Annotated in this window: 23 protein-coding genes; 7 read left to right on the plus strand and 16 right to left on the minus strand. The window is 67.5% G+C overall.

Annotated features, from left to right (window positions below):
• From GTO19_RS13840 to GTO19_RS13900, 13 genes are all read right to left on the minus strand, one after another.
• On the minus strand, positions 1–879 hold an 879-nt coding region (locus GTO19_RS13840; RefSeq protein ID WP_291021597.1), incomplete at its 3' end, for a FimV family protein.
• Between the two features lie 214 nt (positions 880–1,093).
• Positions 1,094–2,224 (minus strand): aspartate-semialdehyde dehydrogenase, encoded by a 1,131-nt coding sequence (gene asd, locus GTO19_RS13845; protein ID WP_291021598.1) that lies wholly within the window; start codon positions 2,222–2,224, stop codon positions 1,094–1,096.
• A 245-nt stretch (positions 2,225–2,469) separates the two neighbouring features.
• Complete coding sequence (gene leuB / locus GTO19_RS13850) at positions 2,470–3,540, minus strand: 3-isopropylmalate dehydrogenase (protein ID WP_291021599.1); 1,071 nt, start codon at positions 3,538–3,540, stop codon at positions 2,470–2,472.
• A 12-nt stretch (positions 3,541–3,552) separates the two neighbouring features.
• Positions 3,553–4,203 (minus strand): 3-isopropylmalate dehydratase small subunit, encoded by a 651-nt coding sequence (gene leuD, locus GTO19_RS13855; RefSeq protein WP_291021600.1) that lies wholly within the window; start codon positions 4,201–4,203, stop codon positions 3,553–3,555.
• A 13-nt stretch (positions 4,204–4,216) separates the two neighbouring features.
• Entirely contained in the window at positions 4,217–4,411 is a 195-nt protein-coding gene (locus GTO19_RS13860; protein ID WP_291021601.1) for an entericidin EcnAB, read from the minus strand.
• Positions 4,412–4,434: 23 nt separating this feature from the next.
• On the minus strand, positions 4,435–5,856 hold the full coding sequence (gene leuC / locus GTO19_RS13865; protein WP_291021602.1) for a 3-isopropylmalate dehydratase large subunit: 1,422 nt from the start codon (positions 5,854–5,856) through the stop codon (positions 4,435–4,437).
• Positions 5,857–5,979: 123 nt separating this feature from the next.
• Positions 5,980–7,287 carry a citrate synthase gene (locus tag GTO19_RS13870; protein ID WP_291021603.1) on the minus strand — a complete coding sequence of 436 codons (1,308 nt, stop codon included), beginning with the start codon at positions 7,285–7,287 and terminating at the stop codon, positions 5,980–5,982.
• Entirely contained in the window at positions 7,284–7,595 is a 312-nt protein-coding gene (locus tag GTO19_RS13875; protein WP_291021604.1) for a succinate dehydrogenase assembly factor 2, read from the minus strand. The genes GTO19_RS13870 and GTO19_RS13875 overlap by 4 nt, the downstream gene beginning before the upstream one ends.
• Positions 7,596–7,618: 23 nt before the next feature.
• Entirely contained in the window at positions 7,619–8,320 is a 702-nt protein-coding gene (locus tag GTO19_RS13880) for a succinate dehydrogenase iron-sulfur subunit (RefSeq protein ID WP_291021605.1), read from the minus strand.
• A 22-nt stretch (positions 8,321–8,342) separates the two neighbouring features.
• Positions 8,343–10,148 carry a succinate dehydrogenase flavoprotein subunit gene (sdhA, locus tag GTO19_RS13885; protein WP_291021606.1) on the minus strand — a complete coding sequence of 602 codons (1,806 nt, stop codon included), beginning with the start codon at positions 10,146–10,148 and terminating at the stop codon, positions 8,343–8,345.
• Positions 10,149–10,152: 4 nt separating this feature from the next.
• Positions 10,153–10,518, minus strand: a complete 366-nt coding sequence (sdhD, locus tag GTO19_RS13890) for a succinate dehydrogenase, hydrophobic membrane anchor protein (protein ID WP_291021607.1) — start codon at positions 10,516–10,518, stop codon at positions 10,153–10,155.
• 19 nt (positions 10,519–10,537) lie between these two features.
• Positions 10,538–10,969: a succinate dehydrogenase, cytochrome b556 subunit gene (gene sdhC, locus GTO19_RS13895; RefSeq protein WP_291021608.1), complete on the minus strand. Its 432-nt coding sequence runs from the start codon at positions 10,967–10,969 to the stop codon at positions 10,538–10,540.
• A gap of 158 nt (positions 10,970–11,127) precedes the next feature.
• On the minus strand, positions 11,128–11,910 hold the full coding sequence (locus GTO19_RS13900) for a GntR family transcriptional regulator (RefSeq protein ID WP_291021609.1): 783 nt from the start codon (positions 11,908–11,910) through the stop codon (positions 11,128–11,130).
• Between the two features lie 200 nt (positions 11,911–12,110).
• Here GTO19_RS13900 and GTO19_RS13905 point away from each other — a divergent pair, with 200 nt between their 5' ends.
• From GTO19_RS13905 to acnB, 4 genes are read left to right on the plus strand one after another with little or no spacing between them, the layout of a single operon-like run.
• Entirely contained in the window at positions 12,111–13,097 is a 987-nt protein-coding gene (locus tag GTO19_RS13905; RefSeq protein WP_291021610.1) for a malate dehydrogenase, read from the plus strand.
• Positions 13,098–13,114: 17 nt separating this feature from the next.
• Positions 13,115–13,891, plus strand: coding sequence for a trans-aconitate 2-methyltransferase (tam, locus tag GTO19_RS13910; protein ID WP_291021611.1), 777 nt, complete (start codon positions 13,115–13,117; stop codon positions 13,889–13,891).
• Positions 13,888–14,874, plus strand: a complete 987-nt coding sequence (locus GTO19_RS13915; protein WP_291021612.1) for an aldolase/citrate lyase family protein — start codon at positions 13,888–13,890, stop codon at positions 14,872–14,874. Before tam ends, GTO19_RS13915 begins: the two co-directional genes overlap by 4 nt.
• A 35-nt stretch (positions 14,875–14,909) precedes the next feature.
• The gene (gene acnB, locus GTO19_RS13920; protein WP_291021613.1) at positions 14,910–17,510 is read left to right on the plus strand and encodes a bifunctional aconitate hydratase 2/2-methylisocitrate dehydratase; all 2,601 of its coding nucleotides are present in this window, start codon (positions 14,910–14,912) and stop codon (positions 17,508–17,510) included.
• Positions 17,511–17,595: 85 nt separating this feature from the next.
• On the opposite strand, the gene GTO19_RS13925 is transcribed toward acnB, so the two are convergent.
• From GTO19_RS13925 to GTO19_RS13935, 3 genes are all read right to left on the minus strand, one after another.
• Entirely contained in the window at positions 17,596–19,332 is a 1,737-nt protein-coding gene (locus GTO19_RS13925; RefSeq protein ID WP_291021614.1) for a hypothetical protein, read from the minus strand.
• Between the two features lie 44 nt (positions 19,333–19,376).
• Complete coding sequence (locus tag GTO19_RS13930) at positions 19,377–19,844, minus strand: hypothetical protein (RefSeq protein ID WP_291021615.1); 468 nt, start codon at positions 19,842–19,844, stop codon at positions 19,377–19,379.
• A gap of 131 nt (positions 19,845–19,975) precedes the next feature.
• The gene (locus GTO19_RS13935) at positions 19,976–20,797 is read right to left on the minus strand and encodes a helix-turn-helix transcriptional regulator (RefSeq protein WP_291021654.1); all 822 of its coding nucleotides are present in this window, start codon (positions 20,795–20,797) and stop codon (positions 19,976–19,978) included.
• A 104-nt stretch (positions 20,798–20,901) separates the two neighbouring features.
• Here GTO19_RS13935 and GTO19_RS13940 point away from each other — a divergent pair, with 104 nt between their 5' ends.
• The 3 genes from GTO19_RS13940 (at position 20,902) to GTO19_RS13950 (ending at position 25,120) form a co-directional block, all read left to right on the plus strand.
• Positions 20,902–21,315, plus strand: a complete 414-nt coding sequence (locus GTO19_RS13940) for a hypothetical protein (RefSeq protein ID WP_291021616.1) — start codon at positions 20,902–20,904, stop codon at positions 21,313–21,315.
• A 107-nt stretch (positions 21,316–21,422) separates the two neighbouring features.
• Entirely contained in the window at positions 21,423–24,149 is a 2,727-nt protein-coding gene (acnA, locus tag GTO19_RS13945; protein ID WP_291021617.1) for an aconitate hydratase AcnA, read from the plus strand.
• Positions 24,150–24,205: 56 nt separating this feature from the next.
• Complete coding sequence (locus tag GTO19_RS13950) at positions 24,206–25,120, plus strand: trypsin-like peptidase domain-containing protein (protein WP_291021618.1); 915 nt, start codon at positions 24,206–24,208, stop codon at positions 25,118–25,120.
• Positions 25,121–25,134: the final 14 nt, after the last annotated feature.

The following is a 25,134-nucleotide window of genomic DNA, read 5'->3' on the forward strand; positions in this document are numbered from 1 at the left end:
ATCGCGGCTCTGCGCGGCGATGGTCTGGCGGGCTTCGCTGGCGTCGACGGCGGCTGCCTCGGCGCGGGACGGCAGGTCGACAACCGCACCGGCGCGGATGCGGTTGACGTTGCCGTCGATGAAAGCGTTGGGGTTGGCCTGCAGCATGGCCACCAGCATCTGATCGAGCGACACGTTCGCCGGGCGGTTCGCCATGGCGATGCCGCCGGCCGTGTCGCCGCGTTGCACCGTGATCTGGCGCTGCGCTTCGCTGGCCGGTGCAGGCGCCGGTGCGGCTGCGGGAGCGGGGGCAGGCGCCGGGCGTGGGGCGGCGGTGACCGGTGCGGCAGGTGCGGGGGCGGGCGTGGGGGAGGGTGCCGCGGCAGCGGGCGGGCGTGCGGGAGCGGGTGCCGGCACGGGCGCGGTGGCGCGCGGCGCGATGGGCGCCGGCTGAGGCGTGGACGCCCGCAGGTTGGGCGGATCGAACAGTAGGGTGTAGTCGCGCACCAGGCGGCCGGTGGCCCAGTTGGCTTCGACGATCAGGTCGACAAAGGGCTCGTTGACCGCGTTCGGACCGCGCAGGCGCAGATAGGAGCGCCCATCGGGGCGGCGCTGCAGCGTGATCTCGAGTCCGTTGAGGGCAGGGTTCACGTCCACGCCCGCGGCGCGGTAGGTGTCGCCGGGGGCGAGCGTCACGCGCAGGCTGGAGGCCTCGGCGGCGTTGATGTCGGGAACGTCGATTTCGGCCCGCAGGGGCTCACCCAGGGCCGACTGCACCGTGACCCGCCCGAGGGCCAGGGCCAGTGCGTCGTGCGGGTGGAGGGCCAGGGTGGAGACCAGCGCGGCGGCCGCGATGGCGTGCAGGCCGGTCAGCCCCCGCCGATTTGTGTGTTCCGACACGGACGAGGTCGACGGCGAAGGGGTGTGTCGGATGTGGGGTGGCACTGGAACCTCGATGGGAAAAACCGAGAAATGACCATAGCATCAACGGATTACGGTTACAAGCTGAGAATCCGCTTGAGTTTGGGAGCCTACCGTTCGTCCCGTCGAGACCACCCGACCTCGTTGCACACCCGCAACGAGGCCGGGCGGCGGTTGCCCGGTCGGAGGCCGCTCAGGCCTGCAACAAAATCCGGAGCATGCGGCGCAGTGGCTCCGCCGCGCCCCAGAGCAACTGGTCGCCAATGGTGAAGGCGCCCAGGTACTCGGGGCCCATGGCCATCTTGCGCAGGCGGCCCACGGGGATGGTCATGGTGCCGGTCACCGACACGGGCGTGAGGTCGCGCAGCGTGTCTTCCTTGGTGTTGGGCACCACCTTCACCCACTCGTTGTCGGCGGCGATCATGGCCTCGATGTCCGCCAGCGGCACGTCCTTCTTCAGCTTGAAGGTGAGGGCCTGCGAATGGCAGCGCATGGCGCCCACGCGCACGCAGAAGCCGTCCACCGGCACGGCGGCAGTGCCGAAGCCTTCGCCCTGGCCAAGGATCTTGTTGGTCTCGGCCATGCCCTTCCACTCTTCCTTGGACATGCCATTGCCCAGGTCCTTGTCGATCCAGGGGATGAGCGAGCCGCCCAGGGGCACGCCGAAGTTGGCGACCTCGGCGCCCGACAGCGCGCGCTGCTTGGCGATGACCTTGCGGTCGATCTCGAGGATGGCGCTCTTGGGGTCGTCGAGCAAGGCCTTGACCTCGGCGTTGAGCGTGCCGTACTGCGTGAGCAGCTCGCGCATGTGCTGCGCGCCGCCGCCGCTGGCGGCCTGGTAGGTCTGGGTGCTCATCCATTCCACCAGACCGGCCTTGTACAGCGCGCCCACACCCATGAGCATGCAGCTCACGGTGCAGTTGCCACCGATCCAGTCGCGCCCGCCCTTGGCCAGCGCGTTCTGGATGACCGGCAGGTTCACCGGGTCCAGGATGATGACCGCGTCGTCCTTCATGCGCAGGCTGGAGGCAGCGTCGATCCAGTGACCTTTCCAGCCGGCGGCGCGCAGCTTGGGGTAGACGTCGTTCGTGTAGTCGCCACCCTGGCAGGTGATGACGACGTCGCAGCGCTTGAGCGCCTCGATGTCGTTCGCGTCCTGCAGCTTGGTTTCGTTCTTCGCCATCGCGGGGGCCTGGCCGCCCGCGTTGGAGGTGGAGAAGAACAGCGGCTCGATGAGGTCGAAGTCTTTTTCTTCGGCCATGCGATCCATCAGGACCGACCCGACCATGCCGCGCCAGCCAACCAGTCCAACCAACTTGCTCATTGAGAAACGCCCTTTCGTTGAAGTCATCGGGTCCAGACCGGACCGACTTGCCCGGCTCGTCTGGCCGGGGAGGGCGCACGACGAACCAGGCTGAGTCAGCCCTTAATGGTCGTGGTTTTGGTGGAGATTGCGCGCACGGCCACACCCGCCGTGGCGGCGGATGCGATGTTCAAGGCGAACGGGCGGGCGGCAAACATGGTGCAGGATTGTAGTGGATGCCGAGGCGCGCAAGGCCCCGGCCTTGGTCAGCGCAGCGCCTGCACAACGGCCGCACCCATCTCGGCGGTGCCGACCCTGGTGGTGCCCTCGCTGTGGATGTCGGGCGTGCGCAGGCCTTGCGCCAGCACCGCCTTCACGGCGGCTTCGATGCGCTCGGCGGCCTGGGGCTGGTTCAGGCTGAAGCGCAGCATCATGGCCGCGCTGAGAATGGTGGCCAGCGGGTTGGCCACGCCCTTGCCCGCGATGTCGGGCGCGCTGCCGTGGCTGGGTTCGTACAGGCCCTGGTTCCTGGCGTTCAGACTGGCCGAGGGCAGCATGCCGATGGAGCCGGTGAGCATGGCCGCCTCGTCGGAGAGGATGTCGCCGAACATGTTGCCGGTGACGATCACGTCGAACTGCTTGGGCGCGCGCACCAGCTGCATGGCGGCGTTGTCCACGTACATGTGCTCCAGCTCCACGTCGGGGTACTGGGCGTGCACCTCGGTCACCACGTCCTTCCAGAACTGGAAGGTTTCCAGCACGTTGGCCTTGTCGACGCTGGTGACCTTCTTGTTGCGCTTGCGCGCGGCCTGGAAGGCCACGTGGGCGATGCGCTCGATCTCGGGCTTGCTGTAGCGCATGGTGTCGAAGGCTTCGTCGGCACCGGGGAAGTGGCCATCGACCGCGGTGCGCCGGCCCCGGGGCTGGCCGAAGTAAATATCGCCCGTGAGCTCGCGGATGATGAGGATGTCGAGCCCCGAGATGACCTCAGGCTTGAGCGTGGAGGCGCCCACCAGTTCGGGGTAGCAGATGGCCGGGCGGAAGTTGGCGAACAGGCCCAGGTGCTTGCGCAGGCCCAGGATGGCCTGCTCGGGCCGAAGCGGGCGGTCGAGCTTGTCGTACTTCCAGTCGCCCACGGCGCCGAACAGCACGGCGTCGGCCTGCTGGGCCAGCTTGAGCGTGGACTCGGGCAGCGGGTGGCCGTGGGCCTCGTAGGCCGCGCCGCCCACCAGGGCGGTTTCCATTTCGAACTGGAGGTCGAGCGCCTGAAGAACCTTCACCGCCTCGGCGACGATTTCGGTGCCAATGCCGTCACCGGGGAGAACTGCGATTTTCATGAACTGTGGAGGTCAGCCGTTGAGGGTGTGGGCGAGCCAGGGCTTGGTGGCCAGGCGCTGCGCTTCGTACTGGGCGATCTTGTCCTTGTGCCGCAGCGTCAGGCCGATGTCGTCCAGGCCGTTGAGCAGGCAGTACTTGCGGAAGGGCTGAACGTCGAACGGGATCTCCTGGCCGTTCGGTTCGACGATCACCTGGCGCTCCAGGTCGATGGTGAGTTCGTAGCCCGGGAAGGCGGCCACTTCATCGAACAGGCGTGCGACCGTGGCTTCGGGCAACACGATGGGCAGCAGGCCGTTCTTGAAGCAGTTGTTGAAGAAGATGTCGGCGAAGCTCGGCGCGATCACCGAGCGGAAGCCGTACTGGTCGATGGCCCAGGGCGCATGCTCGCGGCTGGAGCCGCAGCCGAAGTTCTTGCGCGCCAGCAGCACCGACGCGCCCGCGTAGCGCGGCTGGTTGAGCACGAAGTCGGGGTTGGGTTTGCGCGAGGCCGGGTCCTGGCCCGGCTCGCCCTTGTCGAGGTAGCGCCACTCGTCGAACAGGTTGGGGCCGAAGCCCGTCTTGCGGATCGACTTGAGGAACTGCTTGGGAATGATCGCGTCGGTGTCGACGTTCTCGCGGTCCATCGGGGCGACCAGCCCTTTGTGGAGAGTGAACTTCTGCATGTCGATGGATCGGTTACTTGGAAATTTCCTGGATCTTCTCGCCGGCTTTCTCGATGCCGCGACCCGTGGCCTGGCCCGCCTTCTCGATGCCGCGGCCGGCGGCATGGCCGGCGTCCTTGGCGTCTTCCTTGACGCCCTGCCAGGTGTTGCATGCCGCCAATGCCAGCGACAAGGTCAGCGCCGTGATCGTCCAGACGGAGGTTTTCATGCGGGTCTCCTTGGTTTGAAGGCTCAGGCCAGGGTGCGCACGTCCACGAAGTGGCCGTGCACCGCTGCCGCCGCCGCCATGGCGGGCGACACCAGGTGCGTGCGGCCGCCAGCGCCCTGGCGGCCTTCGAAGTTGCGGTTGCTGGTGGAGGCGCAGCGCTCGCCCGGCTCCAGCCGGTCGGCGTTCATGGCCAGGCACATGGAGCAGCCGGGCTCGCGCCACTCGAAGCCGGCGGCCTTGAAGATCTCGTGCAGGCCTTCGCGTTCGGCCTGGGCCTTCACCAGGCCCGAGCCCGGCACCACCATGGCCAACCGCACGTTCTTCGCGACCTTCTGGCCCAGCTTCTTGACCATGGCCGCGGCCTCGCGCAGGTCCTCGATGCGGCTGTTGGTGCAGGAGCCGATGAAGACCTTGTCGATGGAGATGTCGTTCAGGGGCTTGCCGGGCTCCAGGCCCATGTACTGCAGCGCGCGCTCGATGGCGCCGCGCTTGCTGGCGTCCTTCTCCTTGTCGGGATCGGGCACGCGGGCGTCGATGCCCAGCACCATCTCGGGCGAGGTGCCCCAGGTGACCTGCGGGACGATCTTCGTGGCATCGAGTTCGACCACGGTGTCGAACCTGGCGTCGGCGTCGGAGTGCAGCGTGCGCCAGTAGGCGACGGCCTGGTCCCATTCCACGCCGCTGGGCGAGAGCGGGCGGCCCTTCACGTAGTCGATGGTCTTGTCGTCCACGGCCACCAGGCCGGCGCGCGCGCCGGCCTCGATGGCCATGTTGCAGACCGTCATGCGGCCTTCCATGGACAGCGCGCGGATGGCGCTGCCGGCGAACTCGATGGTGTAGCCGGTGCCGCCGGCGGTGCCGATGCGGCCGATGATGGCCAGCACGATGTCCTTGGCGGTGACGCCCTTGACCAGCGCGCCGTCCACCTTGATGAGCATGTTCTTCGCCTTCTTCGCCAGCAGCGTCTGCGTGGCCAGCACGTGCTCGACCTCGCTGGTGCCGATGCCGAGCGCCAGCGCGCCGAAGGCGCCGTGCGTGGTGGTGTGCGAGTCGCCGCAGACGACCGTCATGCCCGGCAGCGTGGCGCCGCTCTCAGGCCCGATGACGTGCACGATGCCTTGGCGCTGCGACAGGAAGGGGAAGAAGGCCGCGGCACCGAACTCGGCAATGTTCGAGTCGAGCGTGGTGATCTGTTCCTTGCTGATCGGGTCGGCGATGCCGGCGTAGCCGCGCTCCCAGCCCGTGGTGGGCGTGTTGTGGTCGGCCGTGGCCACGACCGAACTCACGCGCCAGACCTTGCGGCCGGCCTGGCGCAGGCCTTCGTAGGCCTGTGGGCTCGTCACCTCGTGGACGAGGTGGCGATCGATGTAGAGGACGGCGGTGCCATCTTCCTCGGTGTGGACGACGTGTTCGTCCCAGATCTTGTCGTAGAGCGTGCGTCCCATGGCTTGTCTCACAGGGCCTGTGCGGGCCGGGCAAACATTTTAGGCGTCGGAGCGAAAAAGAACGCCCGCCGCGGCAGATGCCGCGGCGGGCGCAGGGTCAGGTGACGGTGCGCGCCGAGCGCTTCACTTCTTGGCGCCGGGCACGTCGCGGCGCGGCGAGCCGGTGAAGAGCTGGCGCGGACGGCCGATCTTGTACTCGGGGTCGCTGATCATCTCGTTGAGCTGCGCGATCCAGCCCACGGTGCGGGCCAGGGCGAAGATGCCGGTGAACAGATTGACCGGGATGCCGATCGCGCGCTGCACGATGCCCGAATAGAAGTCGACGTTCGGGTACAGCTTGCGCTGCACGAAGTAGTCGTCTTCCAGGGCGATCTTCTCGAGCTCCTTGGCCAGCTTGAACAGCGGGTCGTTGCCCAGGCCCAGTTCTTCGAGCACCTCGTTGCAGGTCTCCTGCATGAGCTTGGCGCGCGGGTCGTAGTTCTTGTACACGCGGTGTCCGAAGCCCATGAGCTTGACGCCGGAGTTCTTGTCCTTGACCTTCTCCATGAACTCGCCGACCTTGGCCACGCCGCCGTTGCGCTGGATGTCTTCGAGCATGTTCAGGCAGGCCTCGTTGGCGCCGCCGTGGGCGGGGCCCCACAGGCAGGCCACGCCGGCCGCGATGGCGGCGAACGGGTTGGTGCCGGAGGAGCCGCACAGGCGCACGGTGGAGGTGGAGGCGTTCTGCTCGTGGTCGGCGTGCAGGATGAAGATGCGGTCGAGCGCGCGCTCGAGCACCGGGTTGACCTGGTAGTCCTCGCAAGGCACGCCGAACATCATGCGCAGGAAGTTGCCCGCGTAGGACAGCTCGTTGCGCGGGTACATGTAGGGCTGGCCGATGCCGTACTTGTACGCCATGGACACCAGCGTGGGCATCTTGGCGATCAGGCGGATGGCGGCGATCTCGCGGTGCTGCGGATTGTTGATGTCCGTGCTGTCGTGATAGAAGGCCGACAGGCCGCCGACCAGGCCCGTGAGCACGGCCATGGGGTGCGCGTCGCGGCGGAAGCCGCGCAGGAAGAACTGCATCTGCTCGTTGACCATGGTGTGGTTGGTCACGAGCTTGTGGAAGTCGGTGCGCTGCTTGTCGTCGGGCAGTTCGCCGTTGAGCAGCAGGTAGCAGACCTCGAGGTAGTCGCAGTGCTCGGCGAGCTGCTCGATCGGGTAGCCGCGGTAGAGCAGCTCGCCCTTGTCGCCGTCGATGTAGGTGATGGCCGATTGGCACGAGGCGGTGGACAGGAAGCCCGGGTCATACGTGAACATGCCCGTCTGCGCGTACAGCTTGCGGATGTCGATGACATCCGGGCCGATGCTGCCGCCATACACGGGCAGTTCGACGCTGGGGCTGCCGTTGGAGAACGTCAGGGTGGCTTTGTTGTCGACGGGTTTCATGCGGATTCCTCGGGTGATGGAGTGAAGCGGGCGGCGCGCAGCAAGGCAAGCACTTGCGTCACGTCGTCGCGGTCGAGAGCGCCCTCGGGGGGCTTGCGGCCGAGCAGCAGATCGAGCAGGTCGTTGTCCGACAGCTCCATCAACTGGCCCAAGGCATCGGCCTGCCGCACCGTCAGCCGGGCGGCGTGACGGGCGAAGAAACGCTCGATGAACAGATCGTTCTCGAGCAGTCCACGGCGGCACCGCCAGCGCAGCTTGCTCAGGCTGCGCTCGTCGAGCAGGTCGTCAACGGAGGCGGTGGCGTGCATGGGCGGGTGAAACGTTGGGGCGCTCAGACGGCGCGCAGCACCATCATTTCCTTGATCTTGCCGATGGCCTTGGTGGGGTTCAGGCCCTTGGGGCAGACATCGACGCAGTTCATGATCGTGTGGCAGCGGAACAGACGGTACGGGTCCTCGAGGTTGTCGAGGCGCTCGCTGGTGGCCTGGTCGCGGCTGTCGGCGATGAAGCGGTAGGCCTGCAGCAGACCGGCGGGGCCGACGAATTTGTCAGGGTTCCACCAGAAGCTCGGGCAGCTCGTGGAGCAGCTCGCACACAGGATGCACTCGTACAGGCCGTTGAGCTCATCGCGCTCCTCGGGAGACTGCAGACGCTCCTTTTCGGGGGCGATCTCCTCGTTGATGAGGTAGGGCTTGATGCTGTGGTACTGCTTGAAGAACAGCGTCATGTCGACGATGAGGTCTCGCACCACGGGCAGGCCGGGCAGGGGCTTCAACACGATGTCGCCCTTGAGCGTGTTCATGTTGGTGAGGCAGGCCAGGCCGTTCTTGCCGTTGATGTTCATCGCGTCCGAGCCGCAGACACCTTCGCGGCAGGAGCGGCGGAACGAGATGGACGGGTCCACGGCCTTGAGCTTCATCAGCGCGTCGAGCAGCATGCGCTCGTGGCCGTCCAGTTCGACCTGGATGGTCTGCATGTACGGCTTGGCGTCTTTCTCGGGGTCGTAGCGGTAGATCTTGAATGTGCGAAGCATGTGGGGCTCTCCGGGGGCGTGCTCAGAACGTGCGGACCTTGGGCGGCACGGATTCGACGGTCAGCGGCTTGAGGTTCACCGGCTTGTAGCTCAGCGAGTTGTCGGCGCTGTGCCACAGGGTGTGCTTCATCCACTCGGCGTCGTTGCGGCCCAGCGGGAACTGCGCGTCGTCGGCGGGGCGCTCGTAGTCGTACACGGTGTGCGCGCCGCGGCATTCCTTGCGGGCGGCGGCCGAGGTCATGGTGGCCTGGGCGCACTCGATGAGGTTCTCCACTTCCAGCGCCTCGATGCGCGCGGTGTTGAAGACCTTGGACTTGTCCTTCAGTTCGATCTTGCCCACGCGCTCGCGCATGGCGTTGATCTTCTGCACGCCTTCGTCCATGCCGGCCTGCGTGCGGAACACGCCCGCGTGCTGCTGCATGGCGGCGCGCATGTCGTTGGCCACGTCCTGGGCGTATTCGCCGCTGGTGGTGGCGTCCAGGCGGGCCAGGCGCGCGAGCGTCATGTCCGCGCCGTCCTTGGGCACAGGCTTGAAGCTCTTGTTCCTGTCGTTGTACTGGACGATGTGGTTGCCGGCCGCGCGGCCGAACACCAGCAGGTCGAGCAGCGAATTGGTGCCCAGGCGGTTGGCGCCGTGCACGCTCACGCAGGAGCATTCGCCCACCGCGTACAGGCCGTTGACGACCTTCTGGCCGCCGTTGCCATCGGGGGTGACGACCTGGCCATTGACGTTGGTGGGGATGCCGCCCATCTGGTAGTGGATGGTGGGCACGACCGGGATCGGCTCGCGCGTGATGTCCACGTTGGCGAAGTTCACGCCGATCTCGTACACCGACGGCAGGCGCTTGTGGATGGTGTCGGCGCTGAGGTAGCTGAAGTTCAGCATGACGTAGTCCTTGTTGGGACCACAGCCACGGCCTTCCTTGATCTCCTGGTCCATGCAGCGCGAGACGAAGTCGCGCGGCGCCAGGTCTTTCAGCGTGGGGGCGTAGCGCTCCATAAAGCGCTCGCCCTCGGAGTTCACGAGGAAGGCGCCTTCGCCGCGGCAGCCTTCGGTGAGCAGCACGCCCGCGCCGGCCACGCCGGTGGGGTGGAACTGCCAGAACTCCATGTCCTGCAGCGGGATGCCCGCGCGCGCCGCCATGCCCAGGCCGTCGCCGGTGTTGATGAAGGCGTTGGTGGACGCCGCGAAGATGCGGCCCGCGCCGCCCGTGGCCAGCAGCGTGGTCTTGGCCTCGAGCAGGTACACGTCGCCGGTTTCCATCTCGAGCGCGGTCACGCCGACCACGTCGCCCTCGGCATCGCGCACCAGGTCGAGCGCCATCCACTCGACGAAGAAGGTGGTGCGCGCGGCGACGTTCTGCTGGTACAGGGTGTGCAGCATGGCGTGGCCGGTGCGGTCGGCGGCGGCGCAGGCGCGCGGCACGGCCTTCTCGCCGTAGTTGGCGGTGTGGCCGCCGAAGGGGCGCTGGTAGATGGTGCCGTCGGGGTTGCGGTCGAACGGCATGCCCATGTGCTCGAGCTCGTACACCACCTTGGGCGCTTCGCGGCACATGAACTCGATCGCGTCCTGGTCGCCGAGCCAGTCGGAGCCCTTGATGGTGTCGTAGAAGTGGTAATGCCAGTTGTCTTCGCTCATGTTGCCCAGCGAGGCGCCGATGCCGCCTTGCGCGGCCACGGTGTGCGAGCGGGTGGGGAAGACCTTGGACAGCACGGCGACCTTGAGGCCGGCGCGCGCGAGCTGCAGCGAGGCGCGCATGCCGGAGCCGCCGGCGCCGACGATGACGACGTCGAACTGACGCTTGAGAAGGGAAGCGGTGGCGGTCATGGCCTCAGAGTCTCCAGAGAACTTGAACAGCCCAGCCCAGGCAAGCCAGGAGCCAGACCAGGGTGAACACGTGCAGCACCAGGCGCAGGCCGGCGGGCTTGACGTAGTCCATCCAGATGTCGCGAACGCCGACCCAGGCGTGGTAGGCCAGGGCGATGAAGACGGCGAAGGTGAGGGCCTTCATCCATTGCGCGGCGAAGATGGCGGCCCAGCTGTCGTAGCCGAGCGGGCCGCTGGTGAACAGCACCTTCCCCAGCAGCACGATGGTGAACAGCGCCATGAGGGCGGCGGTGATGCGCTGGGCGAGCCAGTCGCGAGCGCCGTAGTGGGCGCCGGTGACGACGCGCTTGGAACCGTAGTTGACGGACATGTTGTGGACCTCCCGGCGATCAGTACAGGCCGAACAGCTTGGCGCCCAGCACGACGGTCAGGCCGATGCTCAGCACCAGGGTGACCACGGCGGAGGTCTTGCCGAACTGCTTGCTCACGGCGTCGTGGCTTACGTCCATCCAGAGGTGGCGCACGCCGGCGATGAAATGGTGCAGGTAGGCCCAGATGAGGCCCAGCACGACGAGTTTGAGGAACCAGCCCGGCACCCAGCCGCCGCCGGCGAAGGCGCTGGTGAAGCGCTCGAAGGAAATCTCGGACGACACGGAGGTGTCGAACAGCCAGACGATCAGGGGCAGGAGCAGGAACATCAGCAGGCCGCTGACGCGGTGCAGGATCGACACCCAGCCGGCTGCGGGCAGCCGGTAGGTGGTCAGGTCCGTGAACGCGTTGATGTTGCGGAACTCGGGCCGCTTGCGGGTCAACTCGGGCATGGGAAGGGCTTTCGTGGGGAAGGCACTCGGGCGGGGAGAGGGGTGTAACCCGTTGGTAACTGTGGTCACCGGGGCGGGCAAATTCTATTGCAATGCACCAAGCGATGGACTAAGTCGGGCCCGGTATGCCCGACTGCGCCATGGTGGTGCGCGTCGGGTCAGCTCAATTCATTGCGGTAGTGCCGGGTGTCGGTGCGGTACAGGCCGCGCCGCAGCTCCATGGGCGTGTCGTTGTACGTGTAGGAAAGGCGTTCCACGCTGAGCAGCGGGTGGCCTTCGGCGATGTTCAGGCGTTCGGCGGTGTCGGCGTCGGCCGCCACCGCCTTCAGCTTTTCAACCGCGCGCACCATGCGCACGCCGAACTGCGATTCGAAAAGCGCGTACATGGGGCCGGTGTCGCTGGCCAGGGCGTCGACGGTGAGACCCTTGAACGGGCCGCCGGGCAGCCAGATTTCTTCCAGGATGGCGGGCGTGCCGCCGAAGGCCAGCACGCGGCGCACCAGCAGCACCGGGTCGCCACTGCGCAGGCCCAGCGGGCGCGCCACTTCGGCCGGCGCGCGCAGGCGGCGGCAGTCGATGATGCGGCGCTCGGCCGGGCCCTGCTCGTCCAGCGTGCCCTGGTCGGGCAGCAGCCGCAGGAAGCGGAACTGGATGTGCTGCTCGGCGTGCGTGGCCACGAAGGTGCCCTTGCCCTGTCGGCGCACCAGCAGGTTGTCGGTGGCGAGTTCGTCGATGGCCTTGCGCACCGTGCCCTGGCTCACCTTGAAGCGCGCCGCGAGTTCGACCTCACTCGGGATCAGGTCGCCGGGCTTCCACTCGCCGGCCTGCAGGCTGCGCAGGATCAGGCCCTTGATCTGCTGGTACAGCGGGCTGAACGCGGGCGCGACGGAGTCGGCGCTGGCGTCGGGGCTGGGGTCGTGGGGCGGGGGCGTGGTGGCCATGGGAGGGCGTTGCGGCGCCAACATGGGGCGTCGAATCATATCTTATATAAGACATAAGACAAATTGACTGCCTAGGGTTCACCCGGGTAAACTCGCCGTCCGTCACCCGACCGTCCAGCCCGCTCGCCAAGCGTTTTTTTGGCGCAGTGCCGGCACCTGCGGCTGCCACGCTTTCCAACCCCATCCCTGGAGTCTTCACCATGACCAAGAAGCCCGTTCGCGTCGCCGTCACCGGCGCCGCCGGCCAGATCGGCTACGCCCTGCTGTTCCGCATCGCCTCCGGCGAGATGCTCGGCAAGGACCAGCCCGTGATCCTGCAACTGCTGGAGATCCCGGACGAGAAGGCCCAGAAGGCGCTCAAGGGCGTGATCATGGAACTGGAAGACTGTGCCTTCCCGCTGCTGGCCGGCGTGATCCCCACGGGTGACCCGATGCTCGCCTTCAAGGACGCCGACTACGCCCTGCTCGTGGGCGCCCGTCCGCGCGGCCCCGGCATGGAGCGCGCCGACCTGCTGGCGGCCAACGCCCAGATCTTCACCGCCCAGGGCAAGGCCCTGAACGCCGTGGCCAGCCGCGACGTCAAGGTGCTGGTGGTCGGCAACCCCGCCAACACCAACGCCTACATCGCCATGAAGAGCGCGCCCGACCTGCCGCGCGAGAACTTCACCGCCATGCTGCGCCTGGACCACAACCGCGCGGCCAGCCAGATCGCCGCCAAGACCGGTGGCAAGGTCGGCGAGATCGAGAAGCTCACCGTCTGGGGCAACCACTCGCCCACCATGTACGCCGACTACCGCTTCGCCACCATCGGCGGCAAGAGCGTCAAAGACCTGATCAATGACCAGGTCTGGAACGAGACCGTGTTCCTGCCCACCGTGGGCAAACGCGGTGCCGCCATCATCGAGGCGCGTGGCCTGTCCTCGGCCGCCTCGGCCGCCAACGCCGCCATCGACCACATGCGCGACTGGGCCCTGGGCTCCAACGGCAAGTGGGTCACCATGGGCGTGCCCTCCAACGGCGAGTACGGCATCCCCAAGGACGTGATGTTCGGCTTCCCGGTCACCACCGAGAACGGCAAGTACAAGATCGTCGAGGGCCTGGCCATCGACGAGTTCAGCCAGAAGTGCATCGACAAGACCCTGGCCGAACTGCAAGGCGAGCAGGACGGCGTCAAGCACCTCCTGTAATTCCCGCACCGCCCGCGATGGCCGACTGGAACCCCGCGCTCTACAGCCGCTACGAGGACGAACGCACCCGTCCCGCGCAGGAGCTGTTGGCGCGCGTTCCGCTGGCCTCGCCGCGGTGGGTGGTGGACCTGGGCTGTGGCCCGGGCAATTCCACCGAGCTGCTGGTGCAGCGCTACCCCGGTGCCCAGGTGACGGGCATCGACAATTCCCAGGCCATGCTCGAGAGCGCGCGTCAGCGCCTGCCGGGCGTGGCCTTTTCCTTTGGCGACATCGCGACCTGGCGCCCGGAGCAGGCGCCCGATCTCATCTATGCCAACGCCGCCCTGCAATGGGTGCCGGGGCACGAGGCGCTCTTTCCCCGGCTGTTGGCCGAGTTGGCCCCGGGCGGTGTGCTCGCGGTGCAGATGCCGGACAACCTCGACGAGCCCAGTCACCGCCTGATGCGCGAGGTGGCCGCCGAGCCGGCTTACGCTGGGGCCATTGGCGATGCCAGCCGCCTGCGCGAGCCGCGCCGGCCCATCGCGGCCTACTACGACCTCCTGGCGAAGGACGCCGCGCAGGTCGACGCCTGGCACACCGTGTACCAGCACCGCATGGACTCGCCCGGCGCGATCGTCGAGTGGGTGCGTGCCACCGGCTTGCGCCCCTTCATCGATCCGCTGAACGCCGAGCTGCGCGCCAGCTTCCTGGCCGACTACGAGCGCCGCATCGATGCCGCCTATCCCGCGCGATCGGACGGCCGCCGCCTGCTGGCCTTTCCGCGCCTGTTCATCGTGGCGCAGCGCAAGCCATGACGCACGCCGTTCACCCACGTGAGGTCCTGCTCGGTGCCCAGGCCGGTGCGGTGGTCTTGCCCGTGTGCGACCACTACAGCGGCGTCGAGGCGCGCATGCGCAAAAGCCTGGCGCTGCAGGCCGAGCTCACCGCCGAATTCGGTGCCTGTGTGTTCGACGTCACCCTCGACTGCGAGGACGGTGCCCCGGTGGGTGGCGAGGCCGAGCACGCCGCGCTGGTCACCGAACTCGCGCTGTCCGCGCCGGTCGGCGCGCGCGTCGCGGTGCGCGTGCATGCGGTCGATCACCCGGCCTTCGAGGCCGACATCGCGCACATCGTGGGCCGCGCCGGCGCGCGCCTGTGTCACGTCATGCTGCCCAAGGTCGAGACCGCGGCCGACCTCGATCGCGCCGCTGCCTTGCTCGACGCCGCCGGTGCGCACGACCTGCCGCTGCACGCGCTGATCGAGTCGCCGGCCGCCGTGCACCGCGCCTTCGACATCGCCGCGCACCCGCGCCTGCAGAGCCTGAGCTTCGGCCTGATGGACTTCGTCTCCGCCCACGGCGGCGCCATTCCCTCGGCCGGCATGAGCTCGCAGGGCCAGTTCAGCCACCCGCTGGTGCTGCGCGCCAAGATCGAGATCGCCAGCGCCTGCCACGCGCACGGCAAGGTGCCCGCGCACGGCGTGGTCACCGAATTCAAGGACGTGGCCGCGCTGCAGGCGGCCGCGCGCCGGGCCGCGCACGAACTCGGCTTCACCCGCATGTGGAGCATCCACCCCGACCAGATCCGCCCCATCGTCGCGGCCTTTGCGCCCGCGGCCGACGAGGTGGACGAGGCCGCCACCGTCATCGAGCGCGCCGCCGCCGCGGCCTGGGCCCCTGTGCAGGTGGCCGGCCGCCTGCACGACCGCGCCAGCTATCGCTACTACTGGCAGGTGCTGGAGCGCGCGCAGCGCACCGGCCGCCGCCTGCCCGAGCCGGTGCACACCCTGTTCACCTGACCCCTTTTTTGCCAGTCCCCCACGGAGAACCCCCCATGTCCAACTTCCTCGCCGACTACCGCGCCCACGCCGCCGAACGCGCCGCGCTGGGCATCCCGCCGCTGCCGCTGTCCGCGCAGCAGGTGGCCGAGCTGATCGAACTGATCAAGGCCCCGCCGGCCGGCGAAGACGCCTTCCTGCTGGACCTGCTAACCCACCGCGTGCCCCCGGGCGTGGACGACGCCGCCAAAGTCAAGGCCAGTTTCCTCGCCGCCGTCGCGCACGGCGACCTGACGGTGGGCCTGGTGAGCAAGGCCAAGGCCACCGAGCTGCTGGGCACCATGGTGGGCGGCTACAACGTGCACCCGCTCATCGAGCTGCTGGACGATGCGGACGTGGCCGCCGTGGCTGCCGAAGGCCTGAAGAAAACGCTCTTGATGTTCGACTTCTTCAACGATGTCGCGGCCAAGGCCAAGGCCGGCAACGCCAAGGCCAAGGAAGTGATGGCCAGTTGGGCCGAAGCCGAGTGGTTCACCACCCGCCCCGAAGTGCCCAAGTCCATCACCGTCACGGTCTTCAAGGTGCCCGGCGAGACCAACACCGACGACCTCTCGCCCGCGCCCGACGCCTGGAGCCGCCCGGACATCCCGCTGCACTACCTGGCGATGCTGAAGAACACCCGCGCCGATGCGGCCTTCAAGCCCGAGGAAGACGGCAAGCGCGGCCCGATGCAGTTCATCGAGGACCTGAAGAAGAAGGGCCATGTGGTGGCCTACGTCGGCGACGTGGTGGGCACCGGCTCCAGCCGCAAGTCCGCCACCAACTCGGTGATCTGGGCCACCGGCGAAGACATCCCCTTCGTGCCCAACAAGCGCTTCGGCGGCGTCACGCTGGGCGGCAAGATCGCGCCCATCTTCTTCAACACGCAGGAAGACTCGGGCTCGCTGCCGATCGAGGTGGACGTATCCGGGCTGGAGATGGGCGACGTGATCGAGGTGCTGCCCTACGACGGCAAGATCACCAAGAACGGCGCCACCGTCGCCGAGTTCAAGCTCAAGAGCGAGGTGCTGTTCGACGAGGTGCGTGCCGGCGGCCGCATCAACCTCATCATCGGCCGCAGCCTCACCGCCAAGGCGCGCGAGTTCCTGGGCCTGCCGGCCTCCACCGTGTTCCGTCTGCCGCAGGCACCCGTGGCCAGCAAGGCCGGCTTCACCCTGGCGCAGAAGATGGTCGGCCGCGCCGTCGGCCTGCCCGAAGGCCAGGGCGTTCGCCCCGGCACCTACTGCGAGCCGCGCATGACCACCGTGGGCAGCCAGGACACCACCGGCCCCATGACCCGCGACGAACTGAAAGACCTGGCCTGCCTGGGCTTCAGCGCCGACATGGTGATGCAGTCCTTCTGCCACACCGCCGCCTACCCGAAGCCGGTCGACGTGAAGACCCACCGCGAACTGCCCGCCTTCATCAGCAACCGCGGCGGCGTGGCCCTGCGCCCGGGCGACGGCGTGATCCACAGCTGGCTCAACCGCCTGCTGCTGCCCGACACCGTGGGCACCGGCGGTGACTCGCACACCCGCTTCCCCATCGGCATCAGCTTCCCCGCCGGCTCTGGCCTGGTGGCCTTCGGCGCCGCCACCGGCGTGATGCCGCTGGACATGCCGGAGAGCGTGCTGGTGCGCTTCAAGGGCCAGATGCAGCCGGGCGTGACCCTGCGCGACCTGGTGCACGCCATTCCCTACGCCGCCATCAAGGCCGGCCTGCTCACCGTGGCCAAGGCCGGCAAGAAGAACATCTTCTCCGGCCGCATCCTCGAGATCGAGGGCCTGCCCGATCTGAAAGTGGAGCAGGCCTTCGAGCTGTCCGACGCCAGCGCCGAGCGCTCGGCCGCCGGCTGCACGATCAAGCTCAACAAGGAGCCCGTGATCGAGTACCTCAACTCCAACGTCGTGCTCATGAAGAACATGATCGCGGACGGCTACCAGGACAAGCGCACGCTGGAGCGCCGCATCCAGAAAGTGCAGGAGTGGCTGGCCAACCCGCAGCTGCTGGAGGCCGACAAGGACGCCGAGTACGCCGCCGTCATCGAGATCGACCTCAACGAGCTGAAAGAGCCCGTGCTCTGCTGCCCCAACGACCCGGACGACGCCAAGCTGCTGTCCGACGTGGCCGGCACCAAGATCGACGAGGTCTTCATCGGCTCGTGCATGACCAACATCGGCCACTTCCGCGCCGCGGCCAAGCTGCTGGGTGGCCAGCGCGACATCCCCGTGAAGCTGTGGGTGGCCCCGCCCACCAAGATGGACGAGAGCGAGCTGATCAAGGAGGGCCACTACGCCGCCTTCGGCACCGCCGGCGCGCGCACCGAAATGCCGGGCTGCAGCCTGTGCATGGGCAACCAGGCGCAGGTGCGGGAAGGCGCGACGGTGGTGTCCACCAGCACGCGCAATTTCCCCAACCGCCTGGGCAAGAACACCAACGTGTTCCTGGCCTCGGCCGAGCTGGCGGCCATCGCCTCCAAGCTGGGCCGTATCCCGACCGTGGCCGAGTACCACGCCGAGATGGGGATCATCAACCAGGACGCCGCCAGCGTGTACCGCTACATGAACTTCGACCAGATCGAGGAATACGCGGAGACGGCGAAGGGTGTGACGGTTTGAGTCGGGCGGCCGGTCGGCCGCGCTGAATGCACAACGGCGCCATCCGCGAGGATGGCGCCGTTTTTCTTGATTGATGCTGCCAGGATCAATTCCAGAGCCGGTAAATCATCAAACTCATCGTGTCAATCAAGTTCAAGGCTGTTTGGCGCTTTTCCTCCAGTTCGGCCACTCGTTTTAGACGTTGTGACGGGAGTTCATATTCCATGACTTCGTTGGACTTTATGGCATTCAATTCCTGGGTGGCCGATCGGACGACGCCTTGCTGCTCCTGATAGTATCTCGCAATGACAGCTTGGCTCTGACGCTTGGCTTCATCGGCGGCGAGGCCAGGAGATTTCAGTTCACTTTTTGTGAGTTGCCGCTTTTTCACCAGTTCAAGCTCTGCATTGAGGGCGTCCAGCGTCAAGGTTCTGTAGCGAAATGCTTCCTCGCCGATTTTTCTAAGTACATCGTCGCTTAGCGCCGGAGGCTTCAACTCGCTCTGGGTGGCCGATGAATGCTGAGGCGAAGTGACTTTGCTCAGAGCGGCCTTTTCCTTTTGTTCCTGCTCAAGGAGCAATTCGGCTTCTGCAAGCAAGTTGTTTTGGACAGAGGTGAGGTCAACCGGTCCGGTGTTGGTCGGCGCGGGTTGTGCCGGTTGCGTTGAATCGGCATTTTTCGTCGATAGTGACGTAACCTGAGAGGGTGTTGTCAGCCCACCGTCGAGGTCATTCAGCAGTTGATCGAGTTGATCGACCTGATTCGCCCCGGCCCTCACGCCCTCAACGTAGGCGAGCGCATCGTCCAGTTCCTCGTCGAAATCCCTGTCCGCCTCTTCCTGGATGTTCGCTTCCAGCTGACTGAACAGGTCGTCCAGTTGGGCGGCGTTGTTGCCGTGCCATGCAGCAAGCTGCGCCAGTTGCTCGTCGTTTTCCTGCTGCTGTTGCGCCTTTTCAGCCTCTTCGTTGACTTGCTGATAGAGCGTGGCGAGATCTTGATCCACGCTCTCCAGCCCTCCGTTCAATGCCGTTTTCACGGCCGTCTCCACGCGTTGATGTGCTGACGGGCTGACGAGGCCTTTCAATACATTCAATTCGTGATCGAGATCCGCATCCGTGACGGTCCCGATCGAATCCATCGAAAACGTTTCATCGCCCTCGCTCACAGCCACACCGTCGCCTTGAGCCCCCGCCGCCAGCCTGCGGGCTTGTTCGGCGTGCGCATCCAATGCCTGCTGCGCACCGTCGGACAATTCCTGGGCGCGATCGGTGCAGCGTTTCAGGCCATCGGAAAGGATTTTCCTGACGAAATCGAAGCTGTTCCTGGGCAGCGTCGGGTTGTCGGCCAGGGCCTGATTCAGGATATCCAGCGATTCGGTATAACTAACCACGCTCTTCGTATTTTCGAGCTGGCTTTTTTGCAATGCGGCGATGGCCGGATCGTCCGAGAACTGCGGCGCGGGCGGTGCAGATCCCGCAGTGGTCTGGAGCGGCTTGGGGGATGGCGCCGGCTCGGCCTCCTCGCTTGACGAATCGCCCTCAATGGCGTCCAGGTGCGAGTTCTCGATGCTGTCCTGGACATACCCAGGGATGACGCAATTCGAGGTTTCGACTGACGAACCGGAGGCGCTGTGAGCATCCACCTGGAGGCTCAAATTCGTGTCGCTGTGCAAGGTCTGAGGCTCGCCGCCCTCAAAGTCAGGGCCAAAGTCAAAGTCAAAGAGGCCATTCTTGATTTCCGCGGGTTGGCCCTTCTTTTGAGCATTGCCGGCGCCGATGGGCTTGCCCTGGGAAGAATCGGAGGTCGGAATGATGACCGTGGACTTGGAATTGGTGCGTAGCATGGAGAATCCCGTGGTGGCGAATGGAGAGTTAGGGAGGAGCAGAGTCAGGCACGCAGCCCGGCGTGCTGCAAGGCGGCGGTGCGGGGTTGGTCGTCCAGCGTGGCGGCGGTGGTGTCGCGCAGCTCGCGGCGCCACTCCAGCACCTGTTGGGCCGTGTCGCGAATCAGGCGCACCAGCCAGGCCTCTGGCCTGGCATCGCCGCGCGGCGGCGTGGACGTGAGGCACACCAGCGTGGTGTGGCGTTTGGGGTGGAAGCCGAACCGCAGGTTGGGGTGGTCGGCGGTGCTGAGCTGCAGCGCCAGCAGGTGCTCGTGCACGGCGGCGCGCTGGGTGTCGGAAAACCTGGCGATCTCCGCCAGCAGCAGGAAGTGCGGGCGCGGCGCCTTGTGCTGGATTTCGAGGTGCACACCGTCGAGGGTGACGGTGTGGCCTTTGCCGAGGGCGTACGGGTCAGGCAGGCTGAGTTCGAGGCTGGCGCGGTGGCAGAGCGTGGAGAGCTCGTCGGCGGTCATGGGGAAACCCTGGAATGGAGGTTCCGCCTCTGTCACCCGGTCCGATCGGTGGTTCCGGCGCGCCTCGTGCGCCCACCGTCGGCCAGATGGCCCTCAAGTGGCCGTGCGCGCCAGTCTTGAGGGTTGGGTGATCAGGCCGCCATCTGCGCCAGCGCCCTCAGCCGATCGGCCGTTTCCTCATCGGCGGGAAAGAAAGTCTCCAGCGCCAGCTCCTGCAGCGTGATGTCCACCGCCGTGCCGAACACGGTGGTGGTGCTCACCAGGTTGAGCACACCCAGGGGCGTCTCGAAACGGAAGGGCATGAGCACGCCCAGGTGCTCGCCGGGCAGGGCGTGGTGGCCGTCGCCGTCGGGCGCGGGCAGGCTGCGCAGTTCCTCGGCCAGCTCGGCCAGGCCGGTGTCACCGGTGGTGGCGATCTGCTGGCGCAGGCGCTCCAGCAGGTGCTCGCGCCACTGCGGCAGGTTCTGGATGCGCGGTGCCAGGCCCTGGGGGTGCAGGCTCAGGCGCAGCACGTTCAGGGGCGGCTGCAGCAGCTCGGGCGCGATGCCTTGCAGCAGCAGCGGCACCAGGCGGTTGTGCATCACCAGGTTCCAGTGCCGGTCCATGGCCAGGGCGGGCCAGGGCTCGTGCGCGTCCAGGATGCGCTGCACCGCGGCGCGCGCCGCGGCCATGGCCGGGTCGTCGAGCGCGCGTTCGCGGTACATGGGCGCGAAGCCGGCGGCCACCAGCAGGGCGTTGCGCTCGCGTGGCGGCACCTGCAGGCGCTCGGACAGGCGCATGACCATCTCCCGGCTGGGGCTGGCGCGGCCGGTTTCCACGCAGCTCAGGTGGCGCGTGGAGACCTCGGCCTGCAGGGCGAGTTCGAGCTGGCTCAGGCGGCGGCGCTGGCGCCAGTGGCGCAGGTGGTCGCCGAAGGGAAGGGGGGTGGCGTGGTGGGCGTGCATGGGGCGCATGGTAGGCCGGGCGGCGGCGCTGGCCATGACCTGACAGGTCATGGACCCGATGCGGGGCGGCCGACACCATCGGCGCCATGTTCAACCCCCTCAGGAGTTCCGTCATGAGCCTCGCGAACCTGCACCTGTCCACCACCCACCTGCGCCGCGTGCTGGCGCTGGACGCCATCTCCGGCGCCGGTGCCGCCGTGCTGCACCTGGCTTTCGCCGGGTCGCTGGCCACCTGGTTCGGCCTTTCCGAAGGCCTGATCACCGCCGCCGGCTGGGTCTTGCTGGCTTATGTGGCGCTGTCCACCGTGCTGGCACGCCAGGTGGTCCCCTCTCGCGGTCCGCTGATGGTGCTGATCATCGGCAACGTGGTCTGGGGCGTCGGCTGCCTGGCCATCGCCTGGGGCGGTGACAGCAGCGTGACAGCGCTGGGACAGGCCTACCTCACGGTGTTGGCGGTGGCCGTGCTGGCCCTGGCCGACCTGGAGTTCCTGGGCTGGCGCGCGCCGGCCATGCGCCTGGCGGTCTGATTCCAGCAGACGCCCACGGGGCAAATCGGCGCCGAGCTTGCGGTGGCGCCAGAAGATCGCAGAATGGCCGTTGACCCAGAACAGCCACGATCTTCAGGAGCCACCGCATGGACGCCCCCACGAGCTACACGCACCCCTTCGCCCAGACCGTCAAGACCTTCACCCCCGGAGCTGGCAAGACAGGCCGGCTCTATTCTTTGCCGGCGCTGGCGCGCGAGTTCCCCGGCGTCAAGCGCCTGCCGCAGTCCATCCGCATCGTGCTGGAAAGCGTGCTGCGCCACTGCGACGGCGAGCGCGTGACGCGCGAGCACGTGGCGCAACTGGCCAACTGGCAGCCCAACGCGCCGCGCACCGACGAGATCCCTTTCACCGTGGCGCGCGTGGTGCTGCAGGACTTCACCGGCGTGCCGCTGCTGGCCGACCTGGCCGCCATGCGCAGCACGGCGCAACGCCTGGGGCGCGACCCCGAGCGCATCGAGCCGCTGGTGCCGGTGGACCTGGTGGTGGACCACTCGGTGATGGTGGACCACTACGGCACCAAGGACGCGCTGGACCTGAACATGAAGCTGGAGTTCAAGCGCAACCTGGAGCGCTACGGCTTCATGAAGTGGGGCATGCAGGCCTTCGACACCTTCGGCGTGGTGCCGCCGGGCTTCGGCATCGTGCACCAGGTGAACCTGGAGTACCTGGCGCGCGGCGTGCACCTGCGGGGCGGTCTGTACTACCCCGACACCCTGGTGGGCACCGACAGCCACACCACCATGATCAACGGCCTCGGCGTGCTGGGCTGGGGCGTGGGCGGCATCGAGGCCGAAGCCGCCATGCTCGGCCAGCCGGTGTACTTCCTCACGCCCGACGTGGTGGGCTTCGAACTCACCGGACGCCTGCGCGGCGGCGTCACCGCCACCGATCTGGTGCTCACCGTCACCGAGATCCTGCGCCAGCACAAGGTGGTGGGCAAGTTCGTCGAGTTCTTCGGCGAGGGCACGGCCTCGCTCACGCTGCCCGACCGCGCCACCATCGCCAACATGGCGCCGGAGTACGGCGCGACCATGGGCTTCTTCCCGGTCGACGAGGAGACGCTGACGTATTTCCGCGGCACGGGCCGCAGCGCCGCCGAGATCGACGCCTTCGAGGCCTACTTCAAGGCGCAGGGCCTGTTCGGCGTGCCGCGGCGCGGCGAGATCGATTACTCGCAGGTCATCACGCTCGACCTGGGCACCGTGGCGCCCAGCCTGGCGGGGCCCAAGCGTCCGCAGGATCGCATCGAACTGGGTGACGTGTCGCGCCGCTTCACCGAGCTGTTCGCGGCGCCCATGGAGCAGGGCGGCTTCAAACAGCCGCCCAGCAAGCTCGAGCAGACCTTCCCCACCGGCCAGGGCGTGGACGTGAAGAACGGCGACGTGTTGATCGCCGCCATCACCAGTTGCACCAACACCAGCAACCCCGGCGTGCTGCTGGCCGCCGGCCTGCTGGCGAAGAAGGCGGTGCAGAAGGGCCTGAGCGTCAAGCCGCACATCAAGACCTCGCTGGCGCCCGGCTCGCGCATCGTCACTGAATACCTCACCCACACCGGCCTGCTGCCCTACCTGGAAAAGCTCGGCTTCGCGCTGGCGGGCTATGGCTGCACCACCTGCATCGGCAACGCGGGCGACCTCACGCCCGAACTCAACGCCGTCATCACCGAGAACGACCTCGTGTGCGCGGCCGTGCTCTCGGGCAACCGCAACTTCGAGGCGCGCATCCACCCCAACATCAAGGCCAACTTCCTGGCCAGCCCGCCGCTGGTGGTGGCCTACGCCATCGCGGGCACCGTCACCACCGACCTGATGACCGAGCCGGTGGGCACGGGCCGCGACGGCCGGCCGGTGTACCTGGGCGACATCTGGCCGAGCAGCGACGAGATCCTCGCGCTGATGAAGAGCGCCATGAACGGCAAGGCCTACCGCGACAACTACGCGCGCGTGAAGTCCGAGCCGGGCGAGCTGTGGGAGCAGATCCCCGGCCTGAGCGGCACCACCTACGACTGGCCCACCAGCACCTACATCGCCGAGCCGCCGTTCTTCCAGGGCTTCACCCTGGACGACACCGACGGCGCGCGCCCGGTGAGCGTTTACGGCGCGCGCATCATGGCGCTGTTCGGCGACTCCATCACCACCGACCACATCTCGCCGGCGGGCAGCATCAAGGCCTCGTCGCCCGCGGGCCTGTGGCTGCAGGCGCACAAGGTCCTGCCGGCCGACTTCAACAGCTACGGCGCGCGCCGCGGCAACCACGAGGTGATGATGCGCGGCACCTTCGCCAACGTGCGCATCAAGAACCTGATGATCCCGCCGCTGCCCGACGGCACGCGCGAAGAGGGCGGCTTCACGCTGCATCAGCCCTCGGGCGACAAGCTGCCCATCTACGACGCCGCCATGCGCTACGTGCAGGCCGGCGTGCCCACCGTCATCTTCGCGGGCGAGGAATACGGCACCGGCTCCAGCCGCGACTGGGCGGCCAAGGGCACGCAGCTGCTGGGCGTCCAGGCCGTGGTGGCGCGCAGCTTCGAGCGCATCCACCGCAGCAACCTGGTGGGCATGGGCGTGCTGCCGCTGCAGTTCAAGCCGGGGGACTCCTGGGAATCGCTGGGCTTGCGCGGCGACGAGACGATCGACGTGGTGCCCGACCCCGGCCTGCGGCCACAGAGCGACGCGACGCTGGTGATCACCCGGCCCGACGGCCAGCGGCGCGAGATCGCGGTCACGCTGCGCATCGACACCCCCGTGGAGGTGGACTACTACCGCGCCCGGGGCATTCTCCCGTACGTGCTGCGGCAATTGTTGACCGCTTGAGCCGGTCACCGCATCGCGGCATCATGTGACCCACGGAATCTTCGTCGGGGGTCGCGATGCGAAAGACAGCGAAGTACAGCCCCTCGCGCCGCCCGGCCCAAGCGGTCGATGCGGTGCCAGGGGCGGCGGTGGCCGAACCTGCCGCCCAGCCGCGGCCGGCGCGCCGCTGGCGCACCGCTTTGGCGCAAGGTGCCGCCAACCCGCGGGTCATGTGGGCGGCCATCGCCCTGCTGAGCGTCGCGCTCATCGCGGCTGTGTGGCAACGCCAGGCGGGCGGCGGCGCGCCGCTCACGCAGAAGGACATCGACGCCGCCGTGCTGCGAACCCTCACCACGCAGGTGATGCCGTCGCCGGCCGCGCGCGCGGCCGAGAAGATCCGCCCCGCCGTGGTGCGCGTGCTGTCCTACGGCAAGGACGACAAGGGCCAGGAGTCGGAGCAGGGCGTGGGCACCGGCGTGGTGATCGTCGACAAGGGCGTCATCCTGACCAACCTGCACGTGGTGCAGGGGGCCGACCGGCTCAAGATCACCTTTGCCGACGGCAGCGAGTCGGGCGCCACCGTCACCGGCGCGCAGCCCGAGAACGACCTGGCCGTGCTGCAGGCCCAGACCATCCCCGACGACCTGATCGCGGCCACCATGCGCTCCACCGGCGACCTCGTGGCCGGCGACCAGGTGGTGGCGGTGGGCTTCCCCTTCGGCATCGGGCCCTCGGTGTCGGCGGGTGTCATCTCCGGCTTCGACCGCGAGTTCAAATCGCCCGAGGGCAAGCAGGTCATCGGCAACCTGATCCAGTTCGACGCCGCCGCCAACCCCGGCAATTCCGGTGGCCCGCTGGTCACCATGGACGGCGAGGTGGTCGGCATCGTCACCGGCATCCTCAACCCCACCAGCGCGCGCACCTTCGTGGGCATCGGTTTTGCCGTGCCCATCGAAAGCGCCGCCAGCGCCGCCGGCCTGCCTCCGTTCTGAGTCCTTCCATCCAC

Origin of the sequence: Hydrogenophaga sp., assembly GCF_011772445.1 — a bacterium.
GTDB lineage: Bacteria > Pseudomonadota > Gammaproteobacteria > Burkholderiales > Burkholderiaceae_C > Hydrogenophaga.

Coding starts and splice junctions, on each gene's coding strand:
- asd (WP_291021598.1), bottom strand. CDS start 2,224: ATGAGCAAGTTGGTTGGACTGGTTGGCTGGCGCGGCATGGTCGGGTCG.
- leuB (WP_291021599.1), bottom strand. CDS start 3,540: ATGAAAATCGCAGTTCTCCCCGGTGACGGCATTGGCACCGAAATCGTC.
- leuD (WP_291021600.1), bottom strand. CDS start 4,203: ATGCAGAAGTTCACTCTCCACAAAGGGCTGGTCGCCCCGATGGACCGC.
- GTO19_RS13860 (WP_291021601.1), bottom strand. CDS start 4,411: ATGAAAACCTCCGTCTGGACGATCACGGCGCTGACCTTGTCGCTGGCA.
- leuC (WP_291021602.1), bottom strand. CDS start 5,856: ATGGGACGCACGCTCTACGACAAGATCTGGGACGAACACGTCGTCCAC.
- GTO19_RS13870 (WP_291021603.1), bottom strand. CDS start 7,287: ATGAAACCCGTCGACAACAAAGCCACCCTGACGTTCTCCAACGGCAGC.
- GTO19_RS13875 (WP_291021604.1), bottom strand. CDS start 7,595: ATGCACGCCACCGCCTCCGTTGACGACCTGCTCGACGAGCGCAGCCTG.
- GTO19_RS13880 (WP_291021605.1), bottom strand. CDS start 8,320: ATGCTTCGCACATTCAAGATCTACCGCTACGACCCCGAGAAAGACGCC.
- sdhA (WP_291021606.1), bottom strand. CDS start 10,148: ATGACCGCCACCGCTTCCCTTCTCAAGCGTCAGTTCGACGTCGTCATC.
- sdhD (WP_291021607.1), bottom strand. CDS start 10,518: ATGTCCGTCAACTACGGTTCCAAGCGCGTCGTCACCGGCGCCCACTAC.
- sdhC (WP_291021608.1), bottom strand. CDS start 10,969: ATGCCCGAGTTGACCCGCAAGCGGCCCGAGTTCCGCAACATCAACGCG.
- GTO19_RS13900 (WP_291021609.1), bottom strand. CDS start 11,910: ATGGCCACCACGCCCCCGCCCCACGACCCCAGCCCCGACGCCAGCGCC.
- GTO19_RS13905 (WP_291021610.1), top strand. CDS start 12,111: ATGACCAAGAAGCCCGTTCGCGTCGCCGTCACCGGCGCCGCCGGCCAG.
- tam (WP_291021611.1), top strand. CDS start 13,115: ATGGCCGACTGGAACCCCGCGCTCTACAGCCGCTACGAGGACGAACGC.
- GTO19_RS13915 (WP_291021612.1), top strand. CDS start 13,888: ATGACGCACGCCGTTCACCCACGTGAGGTCCTGCTCGGTGCCCAGGCC.
- acnB (WP_291021613.1), top strand. CDS start 14,910: ATGTCCAACTTCCTCGCCGACTACCGCGCCCACGCCGCCGAACGCGCC.
- GTO19_RS13925 (WP_291021614.1), bottom strand. CDS start 19,332: ATGCTACGCACCAATTCCAAGTCCACGGTCATCATTCCGACCTCCGAT.
- GTO19_RS13930 (WP_291021615.1), bottom strand. CDS start 19,844: ATGACCGCCGACGAGCTCTCCACGCTCTGCCACCGCGCCAGCCTCGAA.
- GTO19_RS13935 (WP_291021654.1), bottom strand. CDS start 20,797: ATGCGCCCCATGCACGCCCACCACGCCACCCCCCTTCCCTTCGGCGAC.
- GTO19_RS13940 (WP_291021616.1), top strand. CDS start 20,902: ATGAGCCTCGCGAACCTGCACCTGTCCACCACCCACCTGCGCCGCGTG.
- acnA (WP_291021617.1), top strand. CDS start 21,423: ATGGACGCCCCCACGAGCTACACGCACCCCTTCGCCCAGACCGTCAAG.
- GTO19_RS13950 (WP_291021618.1), top strand. CDS start 24,206: ATGCGAAAGACAGCGAAGTACAGCCCCTCGCGCCGCCCGGCCCAAGCG.